Raw genomic sequence first — 24,342 nt, 5'->3', positions numbered from 1 at the left:
GGCCACATCGACAGTGCAGGCGAGGCGGGGCTGCGCGTCCGATTGCCGGTAGGCTGCCGCGGGTGCGTGGAATCCTGCTCGCCGGTGGCACCGGGTCCCGGCTGTGGCCGATCACCCGGGCGGTGTCGAAACAGCTGATGCCGGTCTTCGACAAGCCGATGATCTACTACCCGCTCTCCACCCTGGTGATGGCCGGGATACACGAGATCCTGGTGATCACCACGCCGGAGGAGCAGGGCCAGTTCCAGCGGCTGCTCGGCGACGGCGCTCAGTTCGGGCTCCGGTTGGAGTACGTCGCCCAGCCTCGCCCGGAGGGCATCGCGCAGGCGTTCCTGCTCGGCGCGGACTTCATCGGCGACGAGTCGGTGGCGTTGATCCTCGGCGACAACATCTTCCACGGGGTGGGCCTGGGCCGGCAGCTGGCGGCGGCGGGCGAGCCGGTGGGCGGCCGGATCTTCGCCTACCCGGTGGCCAATCCGCAGGCGTACGGCGTGGTGCACTTCGACGCCGAGGGTCGGGTGCTGTCGATCGAGGAGAAACCGCAGCGCCCGACGTCCCGGTACGCGGTGCCCGGCCTGTACTTCTACGACAACCGGGTGGTGGAGATCGCCCGGGGGCTCACCCCCAGCGCCCGGGGCGAGTTGGAGATCACGGCGGTGAACGAGGCGTACCGGCGGTGGGGTGAGCTGTCGGTCACCGTGCTGGACCGGGGGACCGCCTGGCTGGACACCGGCACGTTCGCCTCGCTGGTGCAGGCCGCGGAGTTCGTCCGGGTGATCGAGGAACGACAGGGCATGAAGATCGGCTGTGTCGAGGAGGCCGTCTGGCGGGCCGGGCTGATCGACGACGCGCAGTTGCGTGCCCTGGCCGAGCCGCTGACCCGCAGCGGCTATGGCGACTACCTGCTCGATCTGCTCGCCGGTGGGGGGCGGCAGGAACCGACCGGTGAGTTCCGTGGGGCGGGTGCGGTCCGATGAAGCTGCGGCCGTTGAGCGTCGAGGGTGCCTGGGAGATCACCCCGCGGCAGCACGGCGACCCGCGCGGGCTGTTCCTGGAGTGGTACCGCTTCGACCGGTTGATCGAGGCGGTCGGGCATCCGCTGCGGCTGGCCCAGGGCAACCTGTCCATCTCGGCCCGTGACGTGGTGCGCGGTATCCACTTCGCCGACGTGCCACCGGGGCAGGCGAAGTACGTCACCTGTGTGCGGGGGGCCGTGCTGGACGTGATCGTCGACCTGCGGCTCGGCTCGCCCACCTTCGGCCGGTGGGAGGGGGTGCGCCTGGACGACGTCGACCGGCGCGCGGTCTACCTGGCCGAGGGGCTCGGCCACGGGTTCTGCGCGTTGACCGACGACGCCACCCTGACCTACCTCTGCTCGACCACGTACAACCCGTCGGCCGAGCACACCGTGCACCCGCTGGACCGGGAGTTGGGCATCGAATGGCCGACCACCGGGGCGCAGCTGTCCGCCCGCGACGCCGCCGCGCCCACCCTGGCGCAGGCTCGGGCGGCCGGGCTGCTGCCGGAGTACGACACGTGCCGTCGGTACGTCGAGACTCTCTCCGCCATGGCCGGTTCCACCGACGGCTGAGGCCGGCACGTCCCCGACAGTGACGAACAGGGCCTCCGTACGGCTAATGTCTCATCATGGAACGGCGAATCTTCGGTCTGGAGACCGAGTACGGCGTCACCTGTACCTACCGCGGACAGCGGCGGCTGTCCCCTGACGAGGTGGCCCGGTACCTCTTCCGCCGGGTCGTGTCCTGGGGCCGGTCGAGCAACGTTTTCCTGCGCAACGGCGCCCGGCTCTACCTGGATGTCGGCTCACACCCCGAGTACGCCACCCCGGAGTGCGACTCGGTGGTCGACCTGGTCGCCCACGACCGGGCCGGTGAGCGGATCCTGGAGGGGCTGCTCATCGACGCGGAGAAGCGGCTGCACGACGAGGGCATCGCCGGGGAGATCTATCTGTTCAAGAACAACACCGACTCGGCCGGCAACTCGTACGGCTGCCACGAGAACTACCTGGTGTCCCGGCACGGTGAGTTCGGCCGGCTCGCCGACGTGCTGATCCCGTTCCTGGTCACCCGGCAGCTGATCTGCGGTGCCGGCAAGGTGTTGCAGACGCCGCGCGGCGCGGTCTACTGCCTGTCGCAGCGGGCCGAGCACATCTGGGAGGGCGTCTCCTCGGCGACCACCCGCAGCCGCCCGATCATCAACACCCGCGACGAGCCGCACGCTGACGCGGAACGCTACCGCCGGCTGCACGTTATCGTCGGCGACTCCAACATGAACGAGGTCACCACGCTGCTCAAGGTCGGCACCGCCGACATCGTGCTGCGGATGATCGAGGGTGGCGTGGTGATGCGCGACCTCACCCTGGAGAATCCGATCCGGGCGATCCGGGAGGTGTCGCACGACATCACCGGCCGGCGGAAGGTGCGGCTGGCCTCGGGCAAGGAGATCAGCGCCCTGGAGATCCAGCAGGAGTACCTCGCCAAGGCCACCGAGTTCGTCGAGCGCCGGGGCGGCGACCAGACCGCCAAGCGGGTGGTCGAGCTGTGGGGTCGGGTGCTGCGGGCGGTGGAGACCGGTGACCTGGAACCGGTCTCCCGGGAGATCGACTGGGTGACGAAGCTGCGGCTGATCGAGCGTTACCAGCGCAAGCACGACCTGCCGCTGTCGCACCCCCGGGTGGCGCAGATGGATCTGGCGTACCACGACCTGCGTCGGGGTCGGGGCCTCTACGCGCTGCTGGAGCGGCGCGGCGACGTGGACCGGGTGGCCACCGATCCGGAGATCTTCGAGGCCAAGGAGACGCCGCCGCAGACCACCCGGGCCCGGCTGCGCGGTGAGTTCATCCGGCACGCCCAGGAGAAGCGGCGGGACTTCACCGTCGACTGGGTGCACCTGAAGCTCAACGACCAGGCGCAGCGGACCGTGCTCTGCAAGGACCCGTTCCGGGCGTACGACGAGCGGGTGGAACGGCTGATCGCCAGCATGTGACCGGTCGACCGGGGCCGTGCCGACCGGCCGGCCCCGGGTAGGCTGGTGGGGTCATGATTCCTCCGGAACCTCCTTCCCCGGGCGCTCAGCGGCAGGGCTGGCTCGAACGCCGCCGCGACAAGATCCGCGCCGAGATCGAGCGTAACCGCCGCGGCGAGTACACCGTGCCCACCTGGGTGCTGGCCGTCGCCCTGGCGCTGATCGTGGGCGCCTGGGCCGCCCTGATCATCTTCGCCTGAGGCGCAGCCAGGGGCCCCGGCGGCAGCAGCGCGGGCCCCCGGTCAGCGCCCGGCCGGTGCCGGGGGCGGCTCCGCCGCCAGCCGGGCGGCGTGCCGACCGGCCGCGGCGGCGGCCAGGAAGTAGGCGTGGTCGGCGTCCAGCCCGCGCCCCATCGTCGACAGCGGTACCGGGCTGCGTCGCAGCGCCGCGTCCAGCCCGGTGGTGTCCACCCGCACCAGGGTGTGCCGCTCGGCGAGCGGTTTCAGCGCGGCGTCGACCTCGGCGGCCAGCAGCGGCTCCAGGTCCGCCGGCACCACCAGCTCCGCACGGGCCAGCGCCACCCGGCCGTACGCGGTGAGGCTGTGGTGCGACACGCCACGGTGCCGGGGTCGCGGGTCGGCGGCGGAGATCCGCAGCGAGCCGATCGGGCGGCCGCCGAGGGCGGCGACGGCGTTCACCGCCTCACCGACGGCCACCCCGGAGAAGCCCCAGCGGGTGCCGGTGCCGAGATTGCCCGGGCCCTGCGCCACCACCACCACGTCGGCGTCGAGCACGTGCCGGGCGGCGAGCAGCCCGCTGTGCAGCGTCGAGGCCTCCAGGTCGCCGCCGAACGCCTGCCCGACGCTGATCGTGCCGACCAGTTCGTCGCTCAGCCCGGCGAGGGTGCGGGAGAACCAGGCGGGCAACGCCCCGCCGTCGGTGAGCAGGTACGCCACCCGCGCCTGCGGCGCGTCGACCCGAACGCCGGCCAGGATCGCCGGCAGCGCGGAGTGCAGGTCGGCGGTGACCACCGGCAGACCGGCCAGGTCGTCGGCCGCGGCCAGCACCTCCCGATGTGGTGACGCCTCCTCGTCGACACCGAGCAGGATCGGCTGCAACGGGGTGTAGCGGGCCTTGACCAGATGACCCGCGTCGCGGGAGTCGAGGGCCTGCGGCGGGTCCGGCGGCAGCCGCTCCGGCAGCGCGACGACCAGGGCGTACCCGCCGGTGCCCAGGCCCATCAGCAGCGCCCCGGCGTTGAGCAGCACCCGATCGCCCGGCTCGGGCTCACCGACCAGTGCCGGATAGGCCAGCGCCCGCATCGAGCCGCCGCCGTCCACCTCGACGTCCAGCTCCACCGCTCCGGCCCACCGCCGACGCACCCCGACCACCGCACCTGCCCGCCACCGCACCACCCCCGCACGCTAACCCCCATCCCACCCCACCCCGCACCCACCCCACCCCGCGATCTTGCACTTTCTGCCCCCGCGTAGCACCTCAAAAGACGCATATCGACGACCACAAGTGCAAGATCGACGAGAGGGGGAACGGGGAGTGAAGGTGGGGGGCGTGGGGTGCCTGCGTGGGAGGTCAGGGCTGCTAGCGTCTACGGGGTGTCGCGCAGCCGCACCGAACGCCTGGTCAACCTGGTGATCTGCCTGCTGTCAACGCGGCGGTTCCTGACCGCCGCGCAGATCGCCGCGACCGTACCCGGCTATGAGCACGATCCGGACGACGCCCGTGAGCACGAGGCTTTCCAGCGCAAGTTCGAGCGGGACAAGGCCGAGTTGCGGGAGCTGGGGGTACCGCTGGAGACCGGGACGGCGAGCGCCTTCGACGCCGAGCCCGGGTACCGGATCGCCCGCCGGGAGTACGCGCTGCCCGACATTCCCCTCCAGCCGGACGAGGCCGCCGCGGTCGGCATCGCCGCGCGGCTGTGGCAACACGCCGGCCTGGCCGCTGCCGCCTCGTCGGGGCTGGCGAAGCTGCGCGCCGCGGGCGTGGACGTGGACCCGCAGGCCACCCTCGGGCTGGAGCCGATGGTCACGGTCGATCCGGCGTTCGCGCCACTGACCGCGGCCGCCCGCGACCGGCGGGAGGTCCGCTTCGACTACCGGATTCCGGACCGCGACGCGCCCGCGCGGCGCCGGCTGCAACCGTGGGGTGTGGTGTGCTGGCGGGGCCGGTGGTACGTGGTCGGCCACGACCTGGATCGCGACGCCACCCGCTGTTTCCGGTTGTCGCGGGTGGTGGGTGCGGTGCGGGCCACCGGCGAGCCGGGCGCCTACCAGCCCCCGACCGGAGTCGACCTGATCAGTCACGTGGCCCGCTGGTCCGGCCCGGTCGAGCGATCTGGCCGGGCGACCGTGCTGGTCACCCCCGGGCGCGCCGCCGGGTTGCGCCGCTGGGCGGTCGAGGTCACCGCCGGGTCGGACGCGGACCGGCTGGTCCTGCCGTACGGCGACGCCTGCTCGCTGGCCGGCCACCTCGTCGGCTACGGGCCGGACGTGCGGGTGGTCGACCCGCCCGAGGTCCGGGAGGCGGTCATCCAGCGGCTGAAGGAGATCGCCGCCCGACACGACACCCTGGCGGTGGTGCCATGAGCAGCCCGACCCGTCCGGCGGCGCGTGCTGGTTCCCGGGCCTCGGCGGACCGGCTGGCCCGGCTGCTGAACCTGGTGCCGTATCTGCTCGCCCGGCCCGGGATCGAGATCGCCGAGGCGGCCGGTGACCTGGGCGTCACCGAGCGGCAGTTGCGGGAGGATCTGGAGCTGCTCTGGGTCTGCGGGCTGCCCGGGTACGGCCCGGGTGACCTGATCGACATGGCCTTCGACGGTGACCGGGTGACAATCACCTACGACGCGGGCATCGACCGGCCGCTGCGGCTCACTCCGGACGAGGCGCTGGCGCTGGTGGTGGCGTTGCGCATGCTCGCCGAGACGCCCGGGGTGGCCAACCGGGAGGCGGTCGAGCGGGCCCTCGCGAAGATCGAGGACGCGGCCGGCGACCTGGTCGCCGCGCCGGTGGAGGTGCGGCTGCCCGGGGACACCGGGCGGGTGGAGCAGTTGCGCGCCGCGGTGGAGGGTGGTCGCGCGCTGCGCATCACGTACTACACGGCGACCCGCGACGAGACCACCGAGCGGGTCATCGACCCGCTGCGGGTGCTGATGGTCGGCGGCCGGACGTACGTGGAGGCGTGGTGCCGTCGCGCCGAGGCGGTGCGGCTGTTCCGGGCCGACCGGATCGACGCCGTCACCGAGCTGGCCGAGCCGGCCGTGGTGCCGCCGCAGGCCCGACCGCAGGATCTACGCGACGGGGCGTTCCGGCCCTCGCCCGACCTGCCGCTGATCACGTTGCGGATCGGCCGGGGTGAGCGGTGGATCACCGAGTACTACCCCTGCGAGCGGGTCGAGTCCGACGGCGAACGGTGGGTGGTGTCGCTGCGGGTCAGTGATCTCGGCTGGGCCCGTCGGTTCGTGCTGGGTCTCGGCCCGGACGTCGAGGTCGTCGCGCCGGCCGAGCTGGCCGGGCAGATCCACGAGTCGGCGGTGGCGGCCCTGGAGGCGTACGCCCGGCCGGTGCCGGCCGGCGCGGACCCGGCGGCGGCCGGCGACAGGCAGTAGGCTGGCCGGCGTGCTGAAGTGGATCGTGCTCGCGCTGGTGCTGGTGCCGTTGGTTCTGCTCGCCCTGGCGGTACGACCCGTGTTGGCGCGACTGCCCCGGCTGCGTCGGGCGGCGCTGGCGTTGCAGCGGCGTGCCGACGAGGCGACGGCGCTGCGTGAGGCGGCGGAGAGCCTCCAGCAGCGGGCGGAGGGGTTGCAGAGCCGGCTGGAGACGACCCAGCGGCGGCTCACCGTGATCAAAGCCCGCCGCGGCGACTGAAGCCGCCGGTCCACCGGCGGAGAACGCGCGGTGCGCGTTTCTGCCCGTACGGTGCGTCCTCCTGCACGCGGCGAGCCGACTTCGCGCAGAATGATCCAGCCGCCTGGTTGACGGGACACTCGCGGTTGGCCGAGACTTCACCCGCCGGGACGAACCACCACCGCCCCGGCGGGTGGCAACGGCCCTCGTCGCACGTACGATGGGCTGCGGAACACCCCCGTTGGCACAAGCGACTGGAGCTTCACATGGGTGCCCTCAAGCCGTGGCACATCGCCGTACTCGTGGTCGTGCTGATCCTGCTCTTCGGCGCGAAGCGGCTTCCCGACGCCGCCCGGTCCCTCGGTCGCTCGCTGCGGATCATCAAGGCCGAGACGAAGAGCCTTGCTGACGACGACCGCGACCTCGCCGGCAAGGCCGACGCGCAGGCCGGCTACCAGCCGTACCCGCCGCAGCAGGCGGCGCCACCGCAGCAGCAGCCCTACCAGGGCACCGTGCAGCAGCCGGTCGTCGACCCGGTGCAGCGCGCCCGCGAGAACTGATCCGCGGGTCCGGTAACCGTGGCCTTCGGACTCCGCAAGCGCGGACCGAGCAACTTCGAGCGGGCCGCCGACGGCTCGATGACCCTCGTCGAGCACATCCGCGAGCTACGCGATCGGCTGTTTCGCGCCTCGCTGGCGATCGTCGTCGGGCTGATCGGGGGCTACCTGCTCGCCCAGCCGGCGTTCGACCTGCTCAAACAGCCGTACTGCCGGCTGCCGGGAATGATGGTCGACGGCGAGTGCCAGCAGTTCCTGCTGCTCGCCCCCGCCGACGGTTTCATCCTCAAGCTCAAGCTGGCGCTCTGGATCGGTCTGATCCTCGGTGCCCCGGTCTGGCTGTACCAGTTGTGGGCGTTCATCGCGCCGGGGCTGCACCGGCATGAGCGCAAGTGGGCGTACGTCTTCGTGACGATCGCGGCGCCGCTGTTCGCCGCCGGCGCGGTGCTCGCCTTCCTGGTCGTCGACAAGGGCCTGGCGTTCCTGCTCGAAGCCGGTGTCACCGGCACCGACTCGCAGCTGGAAGTCACCCGCTACATCAGCTTCGTCACCACCATGATCCTGCTCTTCGGGGTGGCGTTCGAGTTCCCCCTCACCCTGCTGATGCTCAACTTCACCGGCGTGGTGAGCGCCCGGCGGCTGCTCAGCTGGTGGCGGATCGTGGTCTTCGTCTGCTTCGCGTTCGCGGCGGTGGCCACGCCCGACCCGGGGCCGTTCGGCATGACGTTGCTGGCGCTGTGCCTGTCGCTGCTCTACTTCATCGCGGTCGGGGTCGCGTTCCTCAACGATCGGCGGAAGGGACGCGGCAAGGAGCTGTACGCCGACACCGCCGACGACGAGGCGTCACCGCTGGAGCTCGACCGGGAGCCGGTGGAGGCGGGACAGCCGGTCGGCAGGGTCAGTCCGATCGACGCCCCCGATCCGGTGGCCCGGCCCCTGTCGATCGAGCGACGCTACGACGACGTGACCTGACCCGCGCCGCTTCGCGGCACCAGAGCGACAAGCCTTCCACGTCTGGAAGGCTTGTCGCTCTTTGTGTGGGGAGCGAACCGCGCGGCTACCTGACGGCCGTGCCGCCGTCAGCCGGACAGTCGGCAATCCGTCACCACGTTGTTCACGGTCAGCGACTGGGTACGGGACTGAATACGATGAGTCGACGTTCTCGGCGAGAGAGAGGCTCCGTGCGCCGTCCGACGTTCCGCCGTCCACCCGCCGCCCGGCGGGGGCCCGACGCCTCGGCAGCGCGTCTGGGGGCCACCATCGCCCGTTTCGCCTTTACGGGAGCCGCCGCCGTCGGCGTCGGGTTCCTCCTCGGTGCCCTGTTGAGCGACCCGGCCAGCGCGGACACCGCAGCTGTGCCGTCGGTCGGCGCCGACGAGCGCAAACTCGAACGGATCCGGTCCACCTCGCCCATCGATGATCTGATCAACGACCTCGTCGAACGCCCGGAGGCCCGGCATCCCGGTGCGGGCCGGAGCGCGACGCCGGGTTCCCCGGACGCCGGTCGGCAGGATGACCGGCGGGGTGCGCGAAGGGGCACGGCACGGAGCGGCCGACCGGCTGGGGACCGCCCGGCGGCGCCACCAGCGCGTGGCAGCCGAGAGCCTGCGCCCGATGGTCCGTCCGCCGGCCCGTCAGCGGGCAACCGTTCACCGGCTGACCGATCACTGACTGACCGCTCACCGGCTGACCGGCCGCTCCCCGGCCGTGCACCGGGTGACCGTCCGATGGGCGACCAATCGTTGGGCGAGCGTTCGGCAGCGGACCCCGCGTCGGTCGGGCGCGCGCTCGCGGCGCCGCCGGCCCGGTCGACCGTACCGGTCGTCGGCGACCGGACTCCGGTCCCGGCCGAGGGGACGGACCTGCCGTTACTGCCGGGGGTGACCCGGGCCGTGACCGGCGTGGCGTCCCCGCCCACGACGGCCCTGCCGACCCTGCCCACCACGGGCGCAGACTCGCTGCTGACGGCGAGCCTCGCGGCCTTGCCCGCCACGGAAGCCGTCATCGGGCGAACCGAGGCTGTCGTACGGCCGGTGCTGGTCACGGTCGTCGCGGCGGTCTCGTCCGGCGTGGCAACGGTGACGACGCCGGTCACGCAGCTGACGGAACTGGTCACCCCCACGCTTCCGGTGCTGCCGGGACGGTCCGCCACCGATCCGTACACAGTGGACAGATCGACGTCGTGGGCACCGACCAGCGACGCTGTCGCGGGTGTGACCCCGCCGGCCCGGCCGCTGGCGCCCGATCCGCCGCCCGCCGCAACACCACGGGCCGCACCACCGGGGGAGGTGACGTCGGCCGCGACCGTGGCCGGGGTGGCGGTCGGGTGGCATCGGCCCTCGACCGGCACGTCGGGTGCTGGATCCGGGTCTACGCCGGCACCGACCGGCTTTCCGCAGCGCCCTCACCCGCCCGGTGGCGACGGTGTCGCCGGTGCCGATGGCGGTCCCGGGCCGCTGCGGGCGGTGATCCTCGACGGGTGCCAGGTGCCGGCGACGGCCAGCGCCCGGGCCGATGTCTGTTCGCCCCGCCGGCACGCGGGCCGTTTCCCCGGGGTGGCCGCCCGACCCGGCTGAGTCCGCCCTGACCCGCCCGCGCCGCCGGGAATCACCGGCTGGTCGCCCGGCGTGGTCGTACGGGTGCCCGGGGTCGTCCAGTCGACGTCCCACGGGCCGGGCCCAGTCCGTTCGCGTCTGGCCGACCTGCGCAGTCCCGTCCAGGGGACCGGGAGACGGCCGTGGCGCGTACCTCAGATCGGAGCTACGTGGTGATCCGCGTTGTGGTTGGCGAAAGTATGGGTCTGCTGCGCAGTGCGTTGTGCGCGGCACTGGCCGGTGAGGAGGACATCGAGGTCGTCGCCGAGGTGACGGGTATCGGTGAGTTGCCCGCGATGGTGCGCCGGCACCTGCCGGACGTGGTGCTTGTCGACCTGGCGTCGGGCGTGCCCGAGCCGGTGGCGGTGATCACCGAGATCACCGAGGCGGCACCCGCGACGGCGGTTCTGGCCTTGAGTGACCGGTGGGGCCGGTGCCTGGTGGAGGAGGCGCTGACGGCGGGAGCGAAAGGACTGGTCGGTAAGGACGAGCCGCTGCACGAGCTGGTCCGGGCCGTACGGGCGCTCGCGGCAGGGGAGCGGGTCATCGACGTGGCCGCCGCCGCGACGGCGTTGCGGCCCGCCACGGGCCCGCTGACGCCTCGGGAGGCCGAGGTGCTGCGGATGGCGGCCGAGGGGCTGCCGCTCAAGGAGATCGCCCATCGGCTGTTCCTGGCGCATGGCACGGTGCGTAACCACCTGTCGGCGATCATGCGCAAGACGGGTGCCCGCAACCGGATGGAGGCGGTCCTGCTCGCGCGCCGTGACGGCTGGATGTGACAGTGGCCGGGGCCGCCACCCGGCGGCCCCGGCCGGCCGCCGTCCGTCGACGGGCGAAACCGGCCAGGGCGTGTTTGAATGCTGACGTTCCGTGATCCAGCTGACGATGCTCGGGGAGCCTACGGTGATCCGTACCCTGCTCGCTATCGATGGTGCCCTGGTCCGTGGCGCCCTGTCCCTCGTGCTCGCCGCGGAGGACGACATAAACGTGGTGGCGGAGGTGGACCGCGGTGACGTGGTCACGTGGACGATCCGTACGCGCCGTCCGGACGTGGCAGTGGTCGACCTCGACCTCGTCGAGGGGCTGCCGGCGACCGACTCCTGTCCGCTGTTGGTGCTCGCCGAGCCGCGCCGGGCCGGGAGTCTGCATCGGATGCTCACCCCGTCCCGGACCGTCGGCGTCCTCGGCAGCGACGTCCCGCCGCAGCGGGTGGTGGACGGGATCCGCCGGCTGTCCCGTGGCGAGCCGGTGGTCGACGCGGATCTGGTGCTGGCGGCGCTGCACCGGGACAGCCCACTGACCCAGCGTGAGGCGCAGATTCTCAGCCTGACCGCAGGCGGCGCGCCGGTCTCGGAGGTGGCCGGCTCGCTCGGTCTCGCCCCCGGCACCGTCCGCAATCATCTTGGCCGGATCATCCGGAAGACGGGCGGGCGCACCAGAGTGGAGGCGGTCCAGGTGGCCCGGGACGCGGGCTGGATCTGACCAGGCTGCCGCGCCGGATCAGCCGAGATGCGGCAACCCACCGGCAGCCGCGGCGCGCTCCGCGACGGCGGCACGCTCGGTGGTGACGACACGATCCGCGCCGACCGGACGGTCGCCGTCGGCGGCGCGATCCGGGTCGGCGGCCGGCGGTGCCGACCCGTCGCCGTCCCAGTGGCCTACGAGTTCCCGGTAGGCCGGTGAGCGGGCGAGCAACTCGTGGTGGCTGCCCTCCAACGGTCCGTCGTCGTCGAACACCAACACCCGTCGGGCGCGGACGGCGGAACTGATCCGGTGGGCGATGACGACGAGGGTGCCTGGTCGTCGGGCGAACGCCGACTCGACGGTGGCCTCCAACGTCGGGTCCAGGTGACAGGTGGCCTCGTCCAGGATGACCAGCGGGGCGGGGGCAAGGTAGGCGCGCACGGCGGCGATCAGTTGTCGCTCACCGGCGGAGAGCGTGGCCGGGTCGACGGTGGCGGCGAGGCCGCCCAGCCGCCGGGCGAGAGCGTCGGCACCGAGCCTGGCCAGCGCGGTCTCGACGACGGTGTCGTCCGCGTCCGGGCAGAGGTAGCGGAGGTTGTCGGCCAGGGAACCGGTGAAGACGTACGCCTCCTGCGGCACGAGCACCCGCAGCGCGGCCCGGTCGGCGGGGGCGACGGCGGCCACCGGCCGACCGGCGAGGTGGACTGTGCCGCGTTCCGGCTCGACCAGGCCGGCGACCAGCGCGGCCAGGGTGGACTTGCCGGTGCCGCTGGGCCCCACCACCGCGAGATGCGCCCCCTGGGGCAGGTCCATCGAGAAGTCGTCCAGGATCGGTCGGGCGCGGGGGCCGTACCGGAAGGTCAGGCCGGCCAGCCGAACCGCCGGAGGGTCAGCCTCAGGTTCCGGGGTGGGCGTGGCCGCGGAACCGCTGTGCGAAGGGGTGCGGCAGGTGGCCAGGATCCGCTCCAGGGTCACGGCGTAGCGCAGCCCTCCGCCACCGAGCCCCTGCACCAGTGCGTGCAGCGCGGGTTGCAGGCTGGTGGTGACGTACACCAGTGCGCCGAGCACCGCGCCGGTGCTCAGCCCGCGGCGCACCAGCCATGGCGCGGCGAGCAGCAGGACCACCACCGGCAGCCAGCCGCCCAGGCCGAGGCTGAGGCTGCGTAGCGCGGACATCCGGGCCAGCGTCCGCTCGGCGTCGGCGTGGTCGCTGACCCTGCGGTCGACCTCGGCCACCGTGCGTTCCTCGGCGCCGCAGGCGAGCACGTCGCGGTGGCCGGTGAGCGCGGTCGCCGCCGACCGGCCGAGCGCCTCACCGGCCTGTACCTGGGTGCGCTGGTGCGCCAGCATCGCCGGGAGCGCGGCGGCGAAGACGACCAGCCCGGTGAGCAGCGGGGCCGCCACCAGCGCCGCGACGGTGGCATCCAGTGCCAGCAGGCCGAGCAGGGCCGCCCCGGCGGTGAACAGGAAGCCGCGTACCACCATGACCAGGCCACCGAAGGTGTCCCGGACGATCTCCACGTGATGGGTCAGGCGGGCCACCGGGGCGCTGTCCGGGTGACCACCGGCCCGGGTGGCGTCGTGCAGCGCGCCGTGGACCACCAGCCGGGCCAGCTCGTCGCGGAACGGTTCCACCACGGCACCCAGGCTCCGGTAGACCCGGCCGGTCGCCACCGCGCCGAGCAGGATGGCCACGGCGAGTCCGCCCAGCCAGGCCAGGCCGGTGGCGAACCGGCCGGCGAGGAAGCCCTGGTCGACGGCGCGGGCGACGAGCAGTCCGGCGAGCAGCGCCGGCAGGGACTCGACCACCGACCACGCGGCGAGCCGGCCGACCTCCCGGCGACGCGCCCGCAGCGCCCGCCACGTCGTCCGACCGACGTCGGGGCGGCTCATCGGGGGACACCGTCGCCCGCGAACACCGCCCGGTAGTCCGGGTCCGCCCAGAGCCGCCGGTGCGGTGCCAGGGCGCGCAGCCGACCGGCATCGAGCCAGGCGACCAGGTCGGCCGCGGCGGCCGTCGTCACCCGGTGGGTGACCACCAGGCGGGTACGTCCCGAATTCCGGCCGGTCAGCGCACGGGTGATCCGATGTTCGGTGGCGGTGTCCAGGCTGGACGTCGCGTCGTCGAGGATGAGCAGCCGCTCGGCGTGGAATGCGCGAGCCAGCCCGAGCCGTTGTGCCTCACCACCGGAGAGCGGTGCGTCCACGGTGCGGGTGCGAAATCCGTCGGGCAACCGGGCGACGACCCCGTCTACCTGCGCGGCCCGGGCCGCCGCCAGCACGGCGGCGGTGGCCGGCGCACCGGTCGACGGCGGCCGGGCCTTCCGTTCGGGCAGACCGAGGCCGATCGCGTCGTGCACCGTCTCGCCGACCAGCACCGGGCGGTCGAAGGCGTGACCCACCGCCCGCCGCAGCGCGGCCCGGTCGAGGCGGGTCAGCGGCACCCCGTCCAGCAGCACCGCACCGGTGTCCGGGTCGTACAACCGACCGGCCACGGCGGCGAGGGCGGACTTGCCGGCGCCGGAACGCCCGACGACGGCCACCGTGCAGCCGGCGGGCACGTCCAGGTCGACCGCGTCCAGGACCGGCCGGTCGTCGGCGTGCACACCGACCCCGCGCAGCCGCAGGTGGCCGCCGCCGGGCGGTAGCGGCTCGTCGCCGCCGGGGCGGACCGGACACGACAGTGGCTCGGCGATCCTGCGGGCCGCGGCCCGGCTGCGGACCAGCCGGTTGAGGGTGGCCAGCACCGCACCCAGCCCGGCCCCGAGCGCGGCGTACTGCACCGCGGCGACAAGTTGCCCGGGAGTCAGCCAACCGACGCTCAGCGCGTACCCGCCGACGGCGACCACCGCGACCTGGAGCAGCGGCGCCACGGCCGCGACCCGGGCGTTGGCCCGGGCCAGCAACCGCCAGCCGAGCCGCCCGTGGTCGCGCAGTTCGGGCAGCGCCGCCAGCACCCGGTCGCCCTCGGCGTCGCTGGTGCCGGCCGCGGCGATGGTGCGGGACCCGCCGAGCGCCTCCTGGAGCCGGCCGGCGATCGTCCCGAGCACCCGCTGGTACGCGGTGATCACTGCCGAGGCGTCGGTGACGAAGGTGGCCATGAGGACGGTCAGCACGGCCAGTCCGGTGAGGAGGGTGAGCCCGAGCACGGGCTCCAGCAGGAACAGTGCCACCACGCTGCCCAGCGGCGGCAGGACCGCGATCCCGCCAAGCGCCACGGCGGTGCCGGCCTGCCCGGTGTCGGCGGCCTGCCCGGCCAGCCGGCCGACCAGGTCACCGACCGGAAAGCGGCCCACGGCCCGGACGTCCAGCGCGAACAGGTGCCGCAGCAGCCGCCGGCGGAGCCGGGCGGTGGCCCGGGCGGCTCCGTACCCGCCGGCCAGGTCGCCGAGGACGTCGGTGACCAGCAGGATGACGACCAGGGCGCAGGCGACCACGGGCCACCGGGGGGAGGCGTCACCACCGACGGCGGCATCGACGGCCAGCCCCAGTACCGCGGGCAGTGCCAACTCGGCGGCGGCACCGCCCAGCGCCACCACCACGAGCGTGACGGTCCAGCCGCCACCGTCGCGGACCACCCGGAACAGCAGACGGTCCTCGCCGGCCAGCGTTCGCATCGGTCCTCCCGGTCGTACGGCGTGGCCCTGGACGGTCAGGTCACCGTCCAGGGCCTCGCGTGGTGCGGTCCGATCAGTTGCAGGTCGTCACGGACAGCGAGCTGTCGCCGCAGAGCAGCAGGCTCGCCCGGCTACCACCGCCGGTACGGTCGGCCGGAGCCGCCTCCAGTCCCTGAAGGTCGAGGAGCGCCATGTCGTGTCACCTCCTATCGGGCGTCGGGGTCAGGGTCGCCCCCGCCGTCGCGGGGGAGTCGGGTGCGCCGGTGAGGGGCGCGAGGAAGGGCAGGGTGGCCGGGGCGTTCGGCCGGGCGGTGGCCAGGGCCAGCAGTACGCCCGCGGTGCCGGTGGCGAGGTCCATGGACAGCCGCAGCAGCTGCTCGCCGGGGAAGGCGGTGCCGTCCCGGTACGGCAGGGCGTGCCAGCCCAGCCGCCGGATCTGCCGGTCCAGCTCGCCGCATAGCTCCGGATCGCCGGGTTGGGCGGCGAGGTAGGCGATGATGCCGGCCCGCCCGGCGAAGAGGCCGGACTGCGCGTAGAACGGCGACCGGGCGGCGCGACGCACCCCGGCGCTCGCCTCGGCGAACTGCTCGTCGCTGCGGTGGCGCAGGTACTCATCGAGGACGAGCCCGATGCCGACGCTGCCCTGCCCCAGGTAGGGCATGGTCCGCCAGCCCTCGTTGACCTCCAGCGCGCCGTCGGGGCGTACCACGCAGCGGCGCAGGTCCTGTCGTAGCGCGGTGGCGGCGTGGTCGAGCAGGTCCGTCTCGCCGGTCAGCTCGTACAGGCGCACCAGCAGCAGCGCCGCTCCGGTCCGGCCGCGTAGCAGCCCGGCGTAGGGGTGCCGCCCGCCGCTGACGTCGCCGCCGGGGTCGTCGGCGAGTCGTTCCACCAACTCTCCGGTGACCTGCCAGGCCGCCTCCCGCAGCGCCGGTTCCCCGGTACGCCCGCCCAGCTCGGCCAGGTTGAGGGCAATGCCCGCCAGCCCGCCGGCCAGGCTGTGGTCCAACCCGGTGGTCGATTCGCGGAGGCAGATGTCGAGCACGTCGAGGGCGTCCTGCCGGCGACCGAGCACTTCCAGGGCGTACGCGACGCCGTGCAGGCCGTCGTAGAAGCCGCACCGGGTGCCCGACGGGGGTGCGGTGGCCTGGCGGACCAGCCACTGCTCATGTTCCGGCCACCGGCCGGCGCCGCCCTGGTGCAACGCGTACAGCACGCCGGCCGCCCCGTGGGCGAGGTTGAGCCCGCCGCTGCGGAACTGTTCGATGTCGCCGGGGAACAGCCGGTCGGTGCGTGCGGGCGTGGCGCTGGTGAGGATGGCGCGGGCCAGCCGGTCCCGGTCGACGGGTGGGACGTCGGCGGTGGGCGGGACGCGGTCCCCGGACTCGGCGTCCGCAGCGGTGATCTCGGCTACCGCCGCGTCGAGGAAGTCTCTCGGCACCGGGAAGGTGTCGGCGATGATGTCGGCCAGGTGCGCCGCCTTCGCCGGGGCGAGGCGGACCAGTTGGGTCAGCGGCAGGAACAGGGCCAGCCGCAGGCAGGCCAGGGCGTAGTGGTCGACGGCCACGCCGGTCCGTCCCCGGGGCGCGGCGAAGCCCTGGTTGCGCAGGCCCGGCCGGCGGTGCCCGTCGATCGGGGCGGCCACCTCGAAGTCGACGAGCGCGATCCGGTCGTCCGGGCGCAGCATGATGTTGAACAGGTGCAGGTCGCCGTAGACCAGGCCGCGTGCGTGGATCGCCCGGACGACCTCGTCGACCTGGCGGTGGACGTCCAGCGCCCAGCTCGCGTACGCGGCGCGGTCCTCGTCGGTGGCGTCGGCGTCGATAAGCGGGTAGCGGTCGACCAGGACCTTGTTCAGTGGGCGGCCCTCGATGAACTCCAGGGCGAGGAACCGGTGGTCGCTCAGGGCGAACTCGTCGTGCACCCGGGGCACCTGCGGCAGGTCGGCGAGTTGGCACAGGACGGCGGCCTCCCGAGCCAGCCGGGTGACGGCGTCGGTGCCGTCGGCGTCCAGGCCGGCGTGCGGCCGAGCCTCCTTGAACACGAGCTGGGTGTCGGTGCGCCTGTCGCGTCCGACGTACAGGCCGCCGCCGTTGGAGAAGTGGATGACCTTCTCGATCCGGTAGGGGACCTCGTCGGTGCTTGTCGCGTTGCGGGCGGCCAGGTGGGGCGCGAGGAAGTCGGGTAGCGTCACCCAGGACGGCACGTGGAAGACCGGGTCGCGGCGGTCCGGGACGAGGGTGCCGGTGTCGTCCTCGACTGCCGGGACCACCTGGCCGTCGGGGGAGTGGCAGTACCGGGCGGCGAAGCCGCCGTAGCGGACGTACACCGGGCCGGCCGCGTACCGCAGGTCGCTGAGGATGTACGGGCCGGCCTCGCCGGAGAGCAGCTCGTCGAGTTCCTTGCAGACCAGTTCGAGCTCGGCGTCGTCGCGCGGGTAGACGGTCACGAACTTGCCGCTGGCGGCGCGAGCGGCGTACTTGGAGTTGCGTAGCAGCAGGGTGCGGGGGCCGCGCAGGAACTTGAAGGAAAGCCCCCGGGGTACGCAGTAGTCCCAGACGGTGTCCAGCACCCGGTCGGCGTTGGCGACCGTGGCCGACACGTGCACCTTCCAGCCCTGCTGCGGCAGGCGTTCGCCGTCCGGCGCGTGGATGAGCCAGTCGTCGAGCGGCTCCCGACGCCAGCCCGTCGGCAGCGGCCGGCTCGCCGCGGCGAAGGCGGGCTGTGCGACGGCGCTGCCGAGGGAGTCGTAGAACAGCGGGTCGGCGGCGCAGTAGCTGTCGTAGCGCTCGTCCACTGTGTCGCCTCCCATCCGCCTGCCGGCTGCGGTCCTGTTGATGGATACGAGTCTGTCCGTTCGGCCTATGGCGTCCCTAGTGTTTTCAGTCATGGAGATGAATGCGTGCCGCACGACCGGTCGTGACAAATGACAGTTGCGGCGCAGACGGTGGGACTGTCCGGTTCCCGTTGCCGGCGCGGGTCGGTGCCGGGTCGGCACCGGCACGCCCGCACCGGTCCGGGCAGGTACGGTGCTCGCCGTGACCTCAGACGATCACCCTTCGGTGCCTGGTGGGCCCGTCGCCGTACTGGCCAACCCGACCGCCGGCCGTGGCCGGCACCGGGGGCTGCTGCCGGACCTGCTGGACGGGCTCGCGGCGGCCGACCGGCCGGTGCGGCTGTTGCGGGCCGGTAGCGCCGCCGAGGCCGAGGCGGCCTGCCGGGCCGCCGTCGCCGAAGGAGCCGGTGCCCTGATCGCGGTGGGTGGCGACGGCACTGTGCACCGGGCGATGCAGGCCGTCGCCGGCACCTCGGTGCCGTTCGGGCCGGTGCCGGCGGGCACCGGCAACGACTTCGCGGTGGAGACCGGGTTTCCGGCCGACCCCCGGGCCGCGGTCGACGTCATCGCGGCGGCCCTGCGCGAGGGGCGCAGTCGGCCGGTCGACCTGGCCCGGATGACCGGCGCCGACGGCACGGTCCGCTGGTACGGCGCGGTGCTGGCGGCCGGGTTCGACGCGATCGTCAACGAGCGGGCCAACCGGATGCGCTGGCCGCGTGGTCCACGCCGCTACGACCTGGCCATCCTGGTGGAGTTGGCCCGGCTACGTCCCCGCCGGTACACCCTCACCCTCGACGGCGAGCGGATCGAGGTCGACGCGGTCCTGGTGGCGGTCGGCAACGGAGCCAGCTACGGCGGCGGGATGCGCATCTGCCCCGACGCGGACCCGACCGACGGCCTGCTCGACGTGGTGGTCGGCGGCCGGTTCGACCGACGCACCCTGATCCGGGTCAAGCCGCGCATCTACGCCGGCACCCACGTCACCCATCCCCTGGTGCACACCTACCGCGCCCGTACCGTCACCCTCGCCGCGGAGGGCAGCATCACCACCTACGCCGACGGCGAGCGCTCCCTCTCCCTCCCACTCACCGTCACCGTCACCCCGCACGCCCTCCACCTCCTCCGCTGACCGCCCGCACACCCTCACCACCCGCGATCTTGCACTTTCGGTCGGGAAATAACTACCCAAAGGCGGCATACCGGCGACCACAACTGCAAGATCGCGGAAGTCAGGGGGTGGGGAGGAAGTTGAGGACGGAGCCGAGGGCGTTGGGGCGGCCGGGGTCGGCGGCGGGAAGGATCAGCGCGGCGCATCCGGCGGCGACGGCACCGGCGTCGGCGGGAGTGTCGCCGACCATGAGTGACTCCTCCGGGTCGACGCCGAGCAGGCCGCAGGCCCGCCAGAAGATCGCCGGGTCGGGCTTGCAACGGCCCACCTCGTACGACAGCACGTGGGCGTCGACCAGGTCGGCCAGTCCCCAGGCGTCGAAGAGGGGCCGGATGTCGAAACCGATGTTGCTGACCACGGCCACCCGCACGTCGGCGGCCCGCAACGCGGCGAGGGTCGGCGCGGTGTCCGGGTAGGGCACCCACCCCTGCGGCGTGAGCACCCGCTCGTACAGCGCCTCGGCGAAGCCGTCGATGCCGGTGTCGACCGTGGCGGCCAGCCCGGTGTAGGCACCACGGTGGGCGTGCTCGTAGAGATCCCGGTCGGCCCACACCTCGGCCAGGTGAGGCGGCACCCGGGCGGGCAGCGGCCCACCGGCGCGGCCGGCGGTGAGCAGCCGGTCGGCCAGGGCGGTCGCCCGGACGCGGTCCAGATCCACCCCGCACGCCGACGCGGCGGCCAGCACCCACCGGCTGGGCTCCTCCACCTGTGCCAGGGTGCCGTGGAAGTCGAACAGGACCGCCCGCACCTGCCGACGGGACGGACCCCGACCGTCGACGTCGGGCACGGGGCTGGTCGGTTCGGCATGATCCGGCACGTCGTGCACCCTACCGACCCACTCCGACCGCCCCGGCGGTCGGCCTTGCCGGGTACTCGTCGTGGGCACGCACTAATCTTGGTGACATGTCGAGCCCCGCCGAGCGGTACGCCGCGGCGCGCCGCCGGGCCGCCCAGGCCTCACAGTTCCCGGCGCTTGAAGAGTTCACCGCTGACCTGGGGTTCGACCTCGACGACTTCCAGCGGGAATCGTGCCAGGCCCTGGAGCGGGGCAGTGGCGTGCTGGTCTGCGCCCCGACCGGGGCCGGCAAGACGGTGGTCGGCGAGTTCGCCGTACACCTGGCGTTGCGGGGTGCGCCCGGGCGGCCGGAACCGGTCGACGGGGCCCGGCGCAAGTGCTTCTACACGACGCCGATCAAGGCGCTGTCGAACCAGAAGTACCACGACCTGGTCGACCGCTACGGTGCGGAACAGGTCGGGCTGCTCACCGGTGACAACGCCATCAACGGCGACGCCCCGGTGGTGGTGATGACCACCGAGGTGCTGCGCAACATGCTGTACGCCGGCTCGGCCACCCTCGAGGGCCTGGCGTACGTGGTGATGGACGAGGTCCACTACCTGGCCGACCGGTTCCGCGGCGGGGTGTGGGAGGAGGTCATCATCCACCTGCCCGCCTCGGTGACCCTGGTGTCGCTGTCGGCGACGGTCTCCAACGCCGAGGAGTTCGCCGACTGGCTGATCACGGTTCGGGGCGAGACCACCGTGGTGGTCAGCGAGCACCGGCCGGTGCCGCTGTGGCAGCACATGTTGGTCGGCAAGCGGATGTTCGACCTGTTCCACGACGCCGCGGCGGCCCGCAAGCACGACGTGCATCCGGAGCTGCTGCGCTACACCCGGGACACGATGCGCCGGCTGGATCTCGGTGAGGGACGCTCCGCCGGCTTCGGCGCCGGCCGGCGCGGCCCCCGCTGGCGTGGGCCGCTGCGCCCGGACATCGTCGACCGGCTGGACCGCGAGGGCCTGCTGCCGGCGATCCTGTTCATCTTCAGCCGGGCCGGCTGCGACGCGGCGGTGCAGCAGTGCCTCGCCGCCGGGCTGCGGCTCACCTCACCGGAGGAGCGGGCGGAGATCCGCCGCGTGGTGGAGTCCCGGGTGACCGCGATCCCCGGCGAGGACCTGTCGGTGCTCGGCTACTGGGAGTGGCTCGACGGGCTGGAGCGCGGGCTGGCCGCGCACCACGCCGGGATGCTGCCGGCGTTCAAGGAGGTCGTGGAGGAGCTGTTCGTCCGTGGGCTGGTCAAGGCGGTCTTCGCCACCGAGACCCTCGCCCTGGGCATCAACATGCCGGCCCGCTGCGTGGTGCTGGAACGCCTGGTCAAGTACAACGGCGAGGCGCACGTCGACCTGACCCCGGGGGAGTACACCCAGCTCACCGGGCGGGCCGGTCGTCGCGGCATCGACGTGGAGGGGCACGCCGTGGTGGTGTGGTCCCCGGAGACCGACCCCCGGCACGTGGCGGGTCTGGCCTCCACCCGGACATACCCGCTGCGCTCCAGCTTCCGGCCCTCGTACAACATGGCGGTGAACCTGGTCGGCAGCGTCGGCGCCGAGCCGGCCCGGGCGCTGCTGGAGTCGTCGTTCGCGCAGTTCCAGGCGGACCGCTCGGTGGTCGGCCTGGCCCGGCAGGTGCAACGCAACACCGAGACCATCGAGGCGTACGGCGTCGAGGCGGAGTGCCACCACGGCGACTTCGACGAGTACTTCGCCTTGCGGGTCGCCATCGCCGACCGGGAACGGGCCATCGCCCGCCAGGGGCAGAGCCAGCGCCGGGCGGCAGCGGTGGCGGCCCTGGAGCGGCTGCGGGTGGGTGACGTGATCCGGGTGCCGTCCGGGCGGCGGGCCGGCCTGGCCGTGGTGCTCGATCCGGCGGCCGGTGGCTTCAGCGAGCCGCGCCCGCTGGTGCTCACCCAGGACCGCTGGGCCGGCCGGATCAGTCCCGCCGACTTCACCACGCCGGCCGAGGTGCTGGCCCGCATCCGGGTGCCCAAGCACTTCAACCACCGCAATCCGGCGGCCCGGCGTGACCTGGCGGCGCAGGTGAGCGGCACCGGACTGGACCGACACTCCCGCCGGGGGGCCCGGGGCCGGCAGTCCGGGGAGGACCACCAGCTCAGCCAGCTGCGTACCGAGCTGCGCCGGCATCCCTGCCACGCCTGCCCGGAGCGGGAGGAACACGCCCGCTGGGCCGAGCGTCGTCGCCGGCTGGAGCGCGACACCGAGGAGCTGCGGCAGCGGGTCGCCGGTCGGACGGGGTCGTTGGCGCGTACCTTCGACCGGATCGTCGCGCTGCTCACCGGGCGCGGCTACCTCGCCGCCGACGGCGCCGTCACCGACGCCGGCCGGATGCTCGGGCGGATCTGGACGGAGGCGGACCTGCTCGTGGCGGAATGCCTCCGGCGCGGCGTCTGGGACGGGCTGTCGCCCGCCGAACTGGCCGCCGCGGTCTCGGTGGTGGTCTTCGAGGCCCGCCGCGACGTCGACGAACGAGCCTCGCTGCCCCGCGGCGCGGTGGCCGAGGCGGTCGACGCGACCCTGAAGCTGTGGAGCGAGATCGAGGCCGAGGAGGCGTCACGCGGGCTGGCCGTCACCCGCGAGCCGGATCTCGGTTTCGCCTGGCCGGTCTACCGCTGGGCCCGGGGTGAGGCGCTGGCGAAGGTGCTGGCCAGCGGGCACGAGCTTGACGGCGAGATGCCCGCCGGGGACTTTGTCCGATGGGCCCGGCAGGTGGTGGATCTGCTCGGCCAGCTCGCCGACTCCGGTGGTGCCTCGACCGAGCTGCGGGCCACCGCACGGCAGGCGATCAGCGCCGTCAACCGGGGTGTGCTGGCGTACCATTCACCGGCCTGAATCGGTCCGGCGGGCGCCGGGCGACCGTCGGAATCGACGCATCGCTGTGTTACCGCAGCGGTACCCCGAGAATTGCCCGGGGGGCCTGTTGTGCCTGGTGAGAGCGTCCCGGATCATGTCATCGGCGCGTGCGCTACGCGCCGGTAACAGCTCTGGGGGGAGCCCACGTGGCGGACATCAATCACTTTGAGTACGGCTGGATCACACCGGCGCTGAGCTACGCGCTGTCGGTGCTCGGTTCCATCCTCGGCCTGGTCTGTGCCGGCCGCATCCGGACCGCCGCCAGCACCGGCCAGAAGCTCTGGTGGGGGACCCTGGCCGCCTGGGCGCTCGGTGGCACGGCGATCTGGACGATGCACTTCATGGCGATGCTGGGCTTCGCGGTGACCGGGTCGCGGATCCGCTACGACGTGCCGATCACCGTGGGCAGCGCGCTGCTCGCGGTGATCGCGGTCGGCATCGGGCTGGCGATCGTGGGCACCGGCCGGCTCTCGGCGGGACGGATCCTCGGTGGCGGCCTGTTCACCGGCGCCGGAGTGGCGGCGATGCACTACACGGGCATGGCGGCGATGCGGCTGGACGGTCGGCTGCTCTACGACAACCTCCGGGTGGGGTTGTCGGTGTTGATCGCCGTGGTCGCGGCCACCGTCGCGCTCTGGCTCGCGGTGACCGTGCGCAAGGGGGTGGCGATCTTCGCCTCGGCGCTGGTGATGGGGGTGGCGGTCAACGGCATGCACTTCACCGGGATGAGCGCCCTGTCGGTGCACCTGCACGAGGAACGCGGCGAGATCAGCGGGGCCGGTGTCGGTACGTTGCTCATCCCGATCGTGCTGCTGGTCATCTTCGGCGTGGTCGGTCTGGTGTACGCGTTGCTCGCCGCACCCACCGACGAGGACCGCGCCGCGCTCGCCTACCTGGACGCGCGGCGACCGCAGCCGCCCACGGCCAGCGCGACGCCGAATGCCGACGCACCCGATCCGGTGGGGCTGCGCGCCCGGTCGACGCTGGCCCGCCCCGGCGCCCAGTTTCCGTCCCGCCGGGACCATCCGTCGCGCTGACCGTCGCGGAAAGTGTCGTACCCGGCACCGACCATGTATTCATGGCTGTCCCCGCCCTCACTCCGCGAAACGCCCCGGCGCGCTCGCTGCCCCTTCGCGAGGCGCGCACCCGACTCAGCCAACTCGTCGCCATGGCCGAACTGACCGACTCGGTCACGGTGGTCACCCGCGACGGCGATCCCCGGCCGGTCGCCGCGATCGTGCCGGCGGCGGCCGCCCGCACCGTCGCCGAGGCGCGCGCCGACGCCGGGCGCCTGGCCGAGGTCACCGCCGGCTGGTCCCGACGCCTGGACGCTCAGCGGCAGCAGAGCGGGCGCCGGCACGCCGCCGAGCTGCGGGCGGTGACCACGGCGCTCGCCGAGGTCTGGGCCGAACTGGATCGACGTTTCCCGCCGGGAAGTGATCCCGCGCTGACCCGGTTACGCGCGGCCCACGCCCAGCTGCTCGCCGACTGAGAGACGGTCGGGGACCGCTCCCGAGGTTCCCGACCGTCTCTCAGGTCGCGCCCGCTCCGGCGCGAAC

The 24,342-nt window shown here is 73.4% G+C and carries 22 protein-coding genes; 16 read left to right on the top strand and 6 right to left on the bottom strand.

The window, feature by feature from the left end:
* The first annotated feature begins 62 nt into the window (after positions 1-62).
* The 4 genes from rfbA to ACN26Z_RS18170 are packed head-to-tail and all read left to right on the top strand — an operon-like array spanning position 63 to position 3,245.
* Positions 63-977 (top strand): glucose-1-phosphate thymidylyltransferase RfbA, encoded by a 915-nt coding sequence (gene rfbA / locus ACN26Z_RS18185; protein ID WP_282238250.1) that lies wholly within the window; start codon positions 63-65, stop codon positions 975-977.
* Positions 974-1,591 carry a dTDP-4-dehydrorhamnose 3,5-epimerase family protein gene (locus ACN26Z_RS18180; RefSeq protein ID WP_421462525.1) on the top strand — a complete coding sequence of 206 codons (618 nt, stop codon included), beginning with the start codon at positions 974-976 and terminating at the stop codon, positions 1,589-1,591. Before rfbA ends, ACN26Z_RS18180 begins: the two co-directional genes overlap by 4 nt.
* A gap of 56 nt (positions 1,592-1,647) precedes the next feature.
* Complete coding sequence (gene pafA, locus ACN26Z_RS18175) at positions 1,648-3,006, top strand: Pup--protein ligase (RefSeq protein ID WP_093405965.1); 1,359 nt, start codon at positions 1,648-1,650, stop codon at positions 3,004-3,006.
* Between the two features lie 53 nt (positions 3,007-3,059).
* Positions 3,060-3,245, top strand: a complete 186-nt coding sequence (locus ACN26Z_RS18170) for a hypothetical protein (protein ID WP_093405963.1) — start codon at positions 3,060-3,062, stop codon at positions 3,243-3,245.
* A 42-nt stretch (positions 3,246-3,287) separates the two neighbouring features.
* Here ACN26Z_RS18170 and ACN26Z_RS18165 read toward each other — a convergent pair whose 3' ends face one another.
* Positions 3,288-4,400 (bottom strand): DUF3866 family protein, encoded by a 1,113-nt coding sequence (locus ACN26Z_RS18165; RefSeq protein ID WP_282238252.1) that lies wholly within the window; start codon positions 4,398-4,400, stop codon positions 3,288-3,290.
* 198 nt (positions 4,401-4,598) lie between these two features.
* Here ACN26Z_RS18165 and ACN26Z_RS18160 point away from each other — a divergent pair, with 198 nt between their 5' ends.
* The 8 genes from ACN26Z_RS18160 to ACN26Z_RS18125 all read left to right on the top strand — a co-directional run bounded on the left by ACN26Z_RS18160 (position 4,599) and on the right by ACN26Z_RS18125 (position 11,478).
* On the top strand, positions 4,599-5,588 hold the full coding sequence (locus tag ACN26Z_RS18160) for a helix-turn-helix transcriptional regulator (protein ID WP_282238253.1): 990 nt from the start codon (positions 4,599-4,601) through the stop codon (positions 5,586-5,588).
* A complete protein-coding gene (locus ACN26Z_RS18155) occupies positions 5,585-6,607 on the top strand; it encodes a helix-turn-helix transcriptional regulator (RefSeq protein ID WP_421462523.1) in 1,023 nt (340 codons plus the stop codon). Before ACN26Z_RS18160 ends, ACN26Z_RS18155 begins: the two co-directional genes overlap by 4 nt.
* A gap of 10 nt (positions 6,608-6,617) precedes the next feature.
* Positions 6,618-6,866 (top strand): hypothetical protein, encoded by a 249-nt coding sequence (locus ACN26Z_RS18150; RefSeq protein WP_282238255.1) that lies wholly within the window; start codon positions 6,618-6,620, stop codon positions 6,864-6,866.
* Between the two features lie 245 nt (positions 6,867-7,111).
* Entirely contained in the window at positions 7,112-7,405 is a 294-nt protein-coding gene (gene tatA, locus ACN26Z_RS18145) for a Sec-independent protein translocase subunit TatA (protein ID WP_421462520.1), read from the top strand.
* Between the two features lie 18 nt (positions 7,406-7,423).
* Entirely contained in the window at positions 7,424-8,374 is a 951-nt protein-coding gene (gene tatC, locus ACN26Z_RS18140) for a twin-arginine translocase subunit TatC (protein ID WP_421462518.1), read from the top strand.
* 755 nt (positions 8,375-9,129) lie between these two features.
* The gene (locus tag ACN26Z_RS18135) at positions 9,130-9,978 is read left to right on the top strand and encodes a hypothetical protein (protein ID WP_421462516.1); all 849 of its coding nucleotides are present in this window, start codon (positions 9,130-9,132) and stop codon (positions 9,976-9,978) included.
* 161 nt (positions 9,979-10,139) lie between these two features.
* Positions 10,140-10,775, top strand: a complete 636-nt coding sequence (locus ACN26Z_RS18130) for a response regulator transcription factor (RefSeq protein ID WP_232511292.1) — start codon at positions 10,140-10,142, stop codon at positions 10,773-10,775.
* Between the two features lie 124 nt (positions 10,776-10,899).
* Positions 10,900-11,478: a response regulator transcription factor gene (locus ACN26Z_RS18125; RefSeq protein WP_282238259.1), complete on the top strand. Its 579-nt coding sequence runs from the start codon at positions 10,900-10,902 to the stop codon at positions 11,476-11,478.
* Positions 11,479-11,496: 18 nt separating this feature from the next.
* Here the strand turns inward: ACN26Z_RS18125 and ACN26Z_RS18120 are convergent, their stop codons facing one another.
* From ACN26Z_RS18120 to lanKC, 4 genes are all read right to left on the bottom strand, one after another.
* A complete protein-coding gene (locus tag ACN26Z_RS18120; RefSeq protein ID WP_421462513.1) occupies positions 11,497-13,353 on the bottom strand; it encodes an ABC transporter ATP-binding protein in 1,857 nt (618 codons plus the stop codon).
* Entirely contained in the window at positions 13,350-15,077 is a 1,728-nt protein-coding gene (locus tag ACN26Z_RS18115) for an ATP-binding cassette domain-containing protein (protein WP_421462511.1), read from the bottom strand. Before ACN26Z_RS18115 ends, ACN26Z_RS18120 begins: the two co-directional genes overlap by 4 nt.
* A 73-nt stretch (positions 15,078-15,150) precedes the next feature.
* Positions 15,151-15,270 carry a SapB/AmfS family lanthipeptide gene (locus ACN26Z_RS18110; RefSeq protein ID WP_093405935.1) on the bottom strand — a complete coding sequence of 40 codons (120 nt, stop codon included), beginning with the start codon at positions 15,268-15,270 and terminating at the stop codon, positions 15,151-15,153.
* Positions 15,271-15,276: 6 nt separating this feature from the next.
* Positions 15,277-17,871: a class III lanthionine synthetase LanKC gene (lanKC, locus tag ACN26Z_RS18105; protein WP_421462509.1), complete on the bottom strand. Its 2,595-nt coding sequence runs from the start codon at positions 17,869-17,871 to the stop codon at positions 15,277-15,279.
* 232 nt (positions 17,872-18,103) lie between these two features.
* Here lanKC and ACN26Z_RS18100 point away from each other — a divergent pair, with 232 nt between their 5' ends.
* Complete coding sequence (locus ACN26Z_RS18100; RefSeq protein ID WP_421462506.1) at positions 18,104-19,039, top strand: diacylglycerol kinase family protein; 936 nt, start codon at positions 18,104-18,106, stop codon at positions 19,037-19,039.
* 100 nt (positions 19,040-19,139) lie between these two features.
* Here ACN26Z_RS18100 and ACN26Z_RS18095 read toward each other — a convergent pair whose 3' ends face one another.
* Positions 19,140-19,895: an HAD family hydrolase gene (locus ACN26Z_RS18095; RefSeq protein WP_421462504.1), complete on the bottom strand. Its 756-nt coding sequence runs from the start codon at positions 19,893-19,895 to the stop codon at positions 19,140-19,142.
* 86 nt (positions 19,896-19,981) lie between these two features.
* On the opposite strand from ACN26Z_RS18095, the gene ACN26Z_RS18090 reads away from it, so the two are divergent.
* The 3 genes from ACN26Z_RS18090 (at position 19,982) to ACN26Z_RS18080 (ending at position 24,275) form a co-directional block, all read left to right on the top strand.
* Positions 19,982-22,762, top strand: coding sequence for a DEAD/DEAH box helicase (locus tag ACN26Z_RS18090; protein ID WP_421462502.1), 2,781 nt, complete (start codon positions 19,982-19,984; stop codon positions 22,760-22,762).
* 167 nt (positions 22,763-22,929) lie between these two features.
* The gene (locus ACN26Z_RS18085; protein ID WP_421462500.1) at positions 22,930-23,820 is read left to right on the top strand and encodes an MHYT domain-containing protein; all 891 of its coding nucleotides are present in this window, start codon (positions 22,930-22,932) and stop codon (positions 23,818-23,820) included.
* A gap of 41 nt (positions 23,821-23,861) precedes the next feature.
* Positions 23,862-24,275, top strand: coding sequence for a hypothetical protein (locus ACN26Z_RS18080; protein ID WP_093405922.1), 414 nt, complete (start codon positions 23,862-23,864; stop codon positions 24,273-24,275).
* Positions 24,276-24,342 lie beyond the last annotated feature (67 nt).

Source organism: Verrucosispora sp. WMMD703, from assembly GCF_049178935.1.
GTDB classification, from domain to species: domain Bacteria; phylum Actinomycetota; class Actinomycetes; order Mycobacteriales; family Micromonosporaceae; genus Micromonospora; species Micromonospora sediminimaris.
The sequence above is the reverse complement of the archived record's forward strand: the minus strand, read 5'-3'. Positions and strand labels throughout refer to the sequence as shown.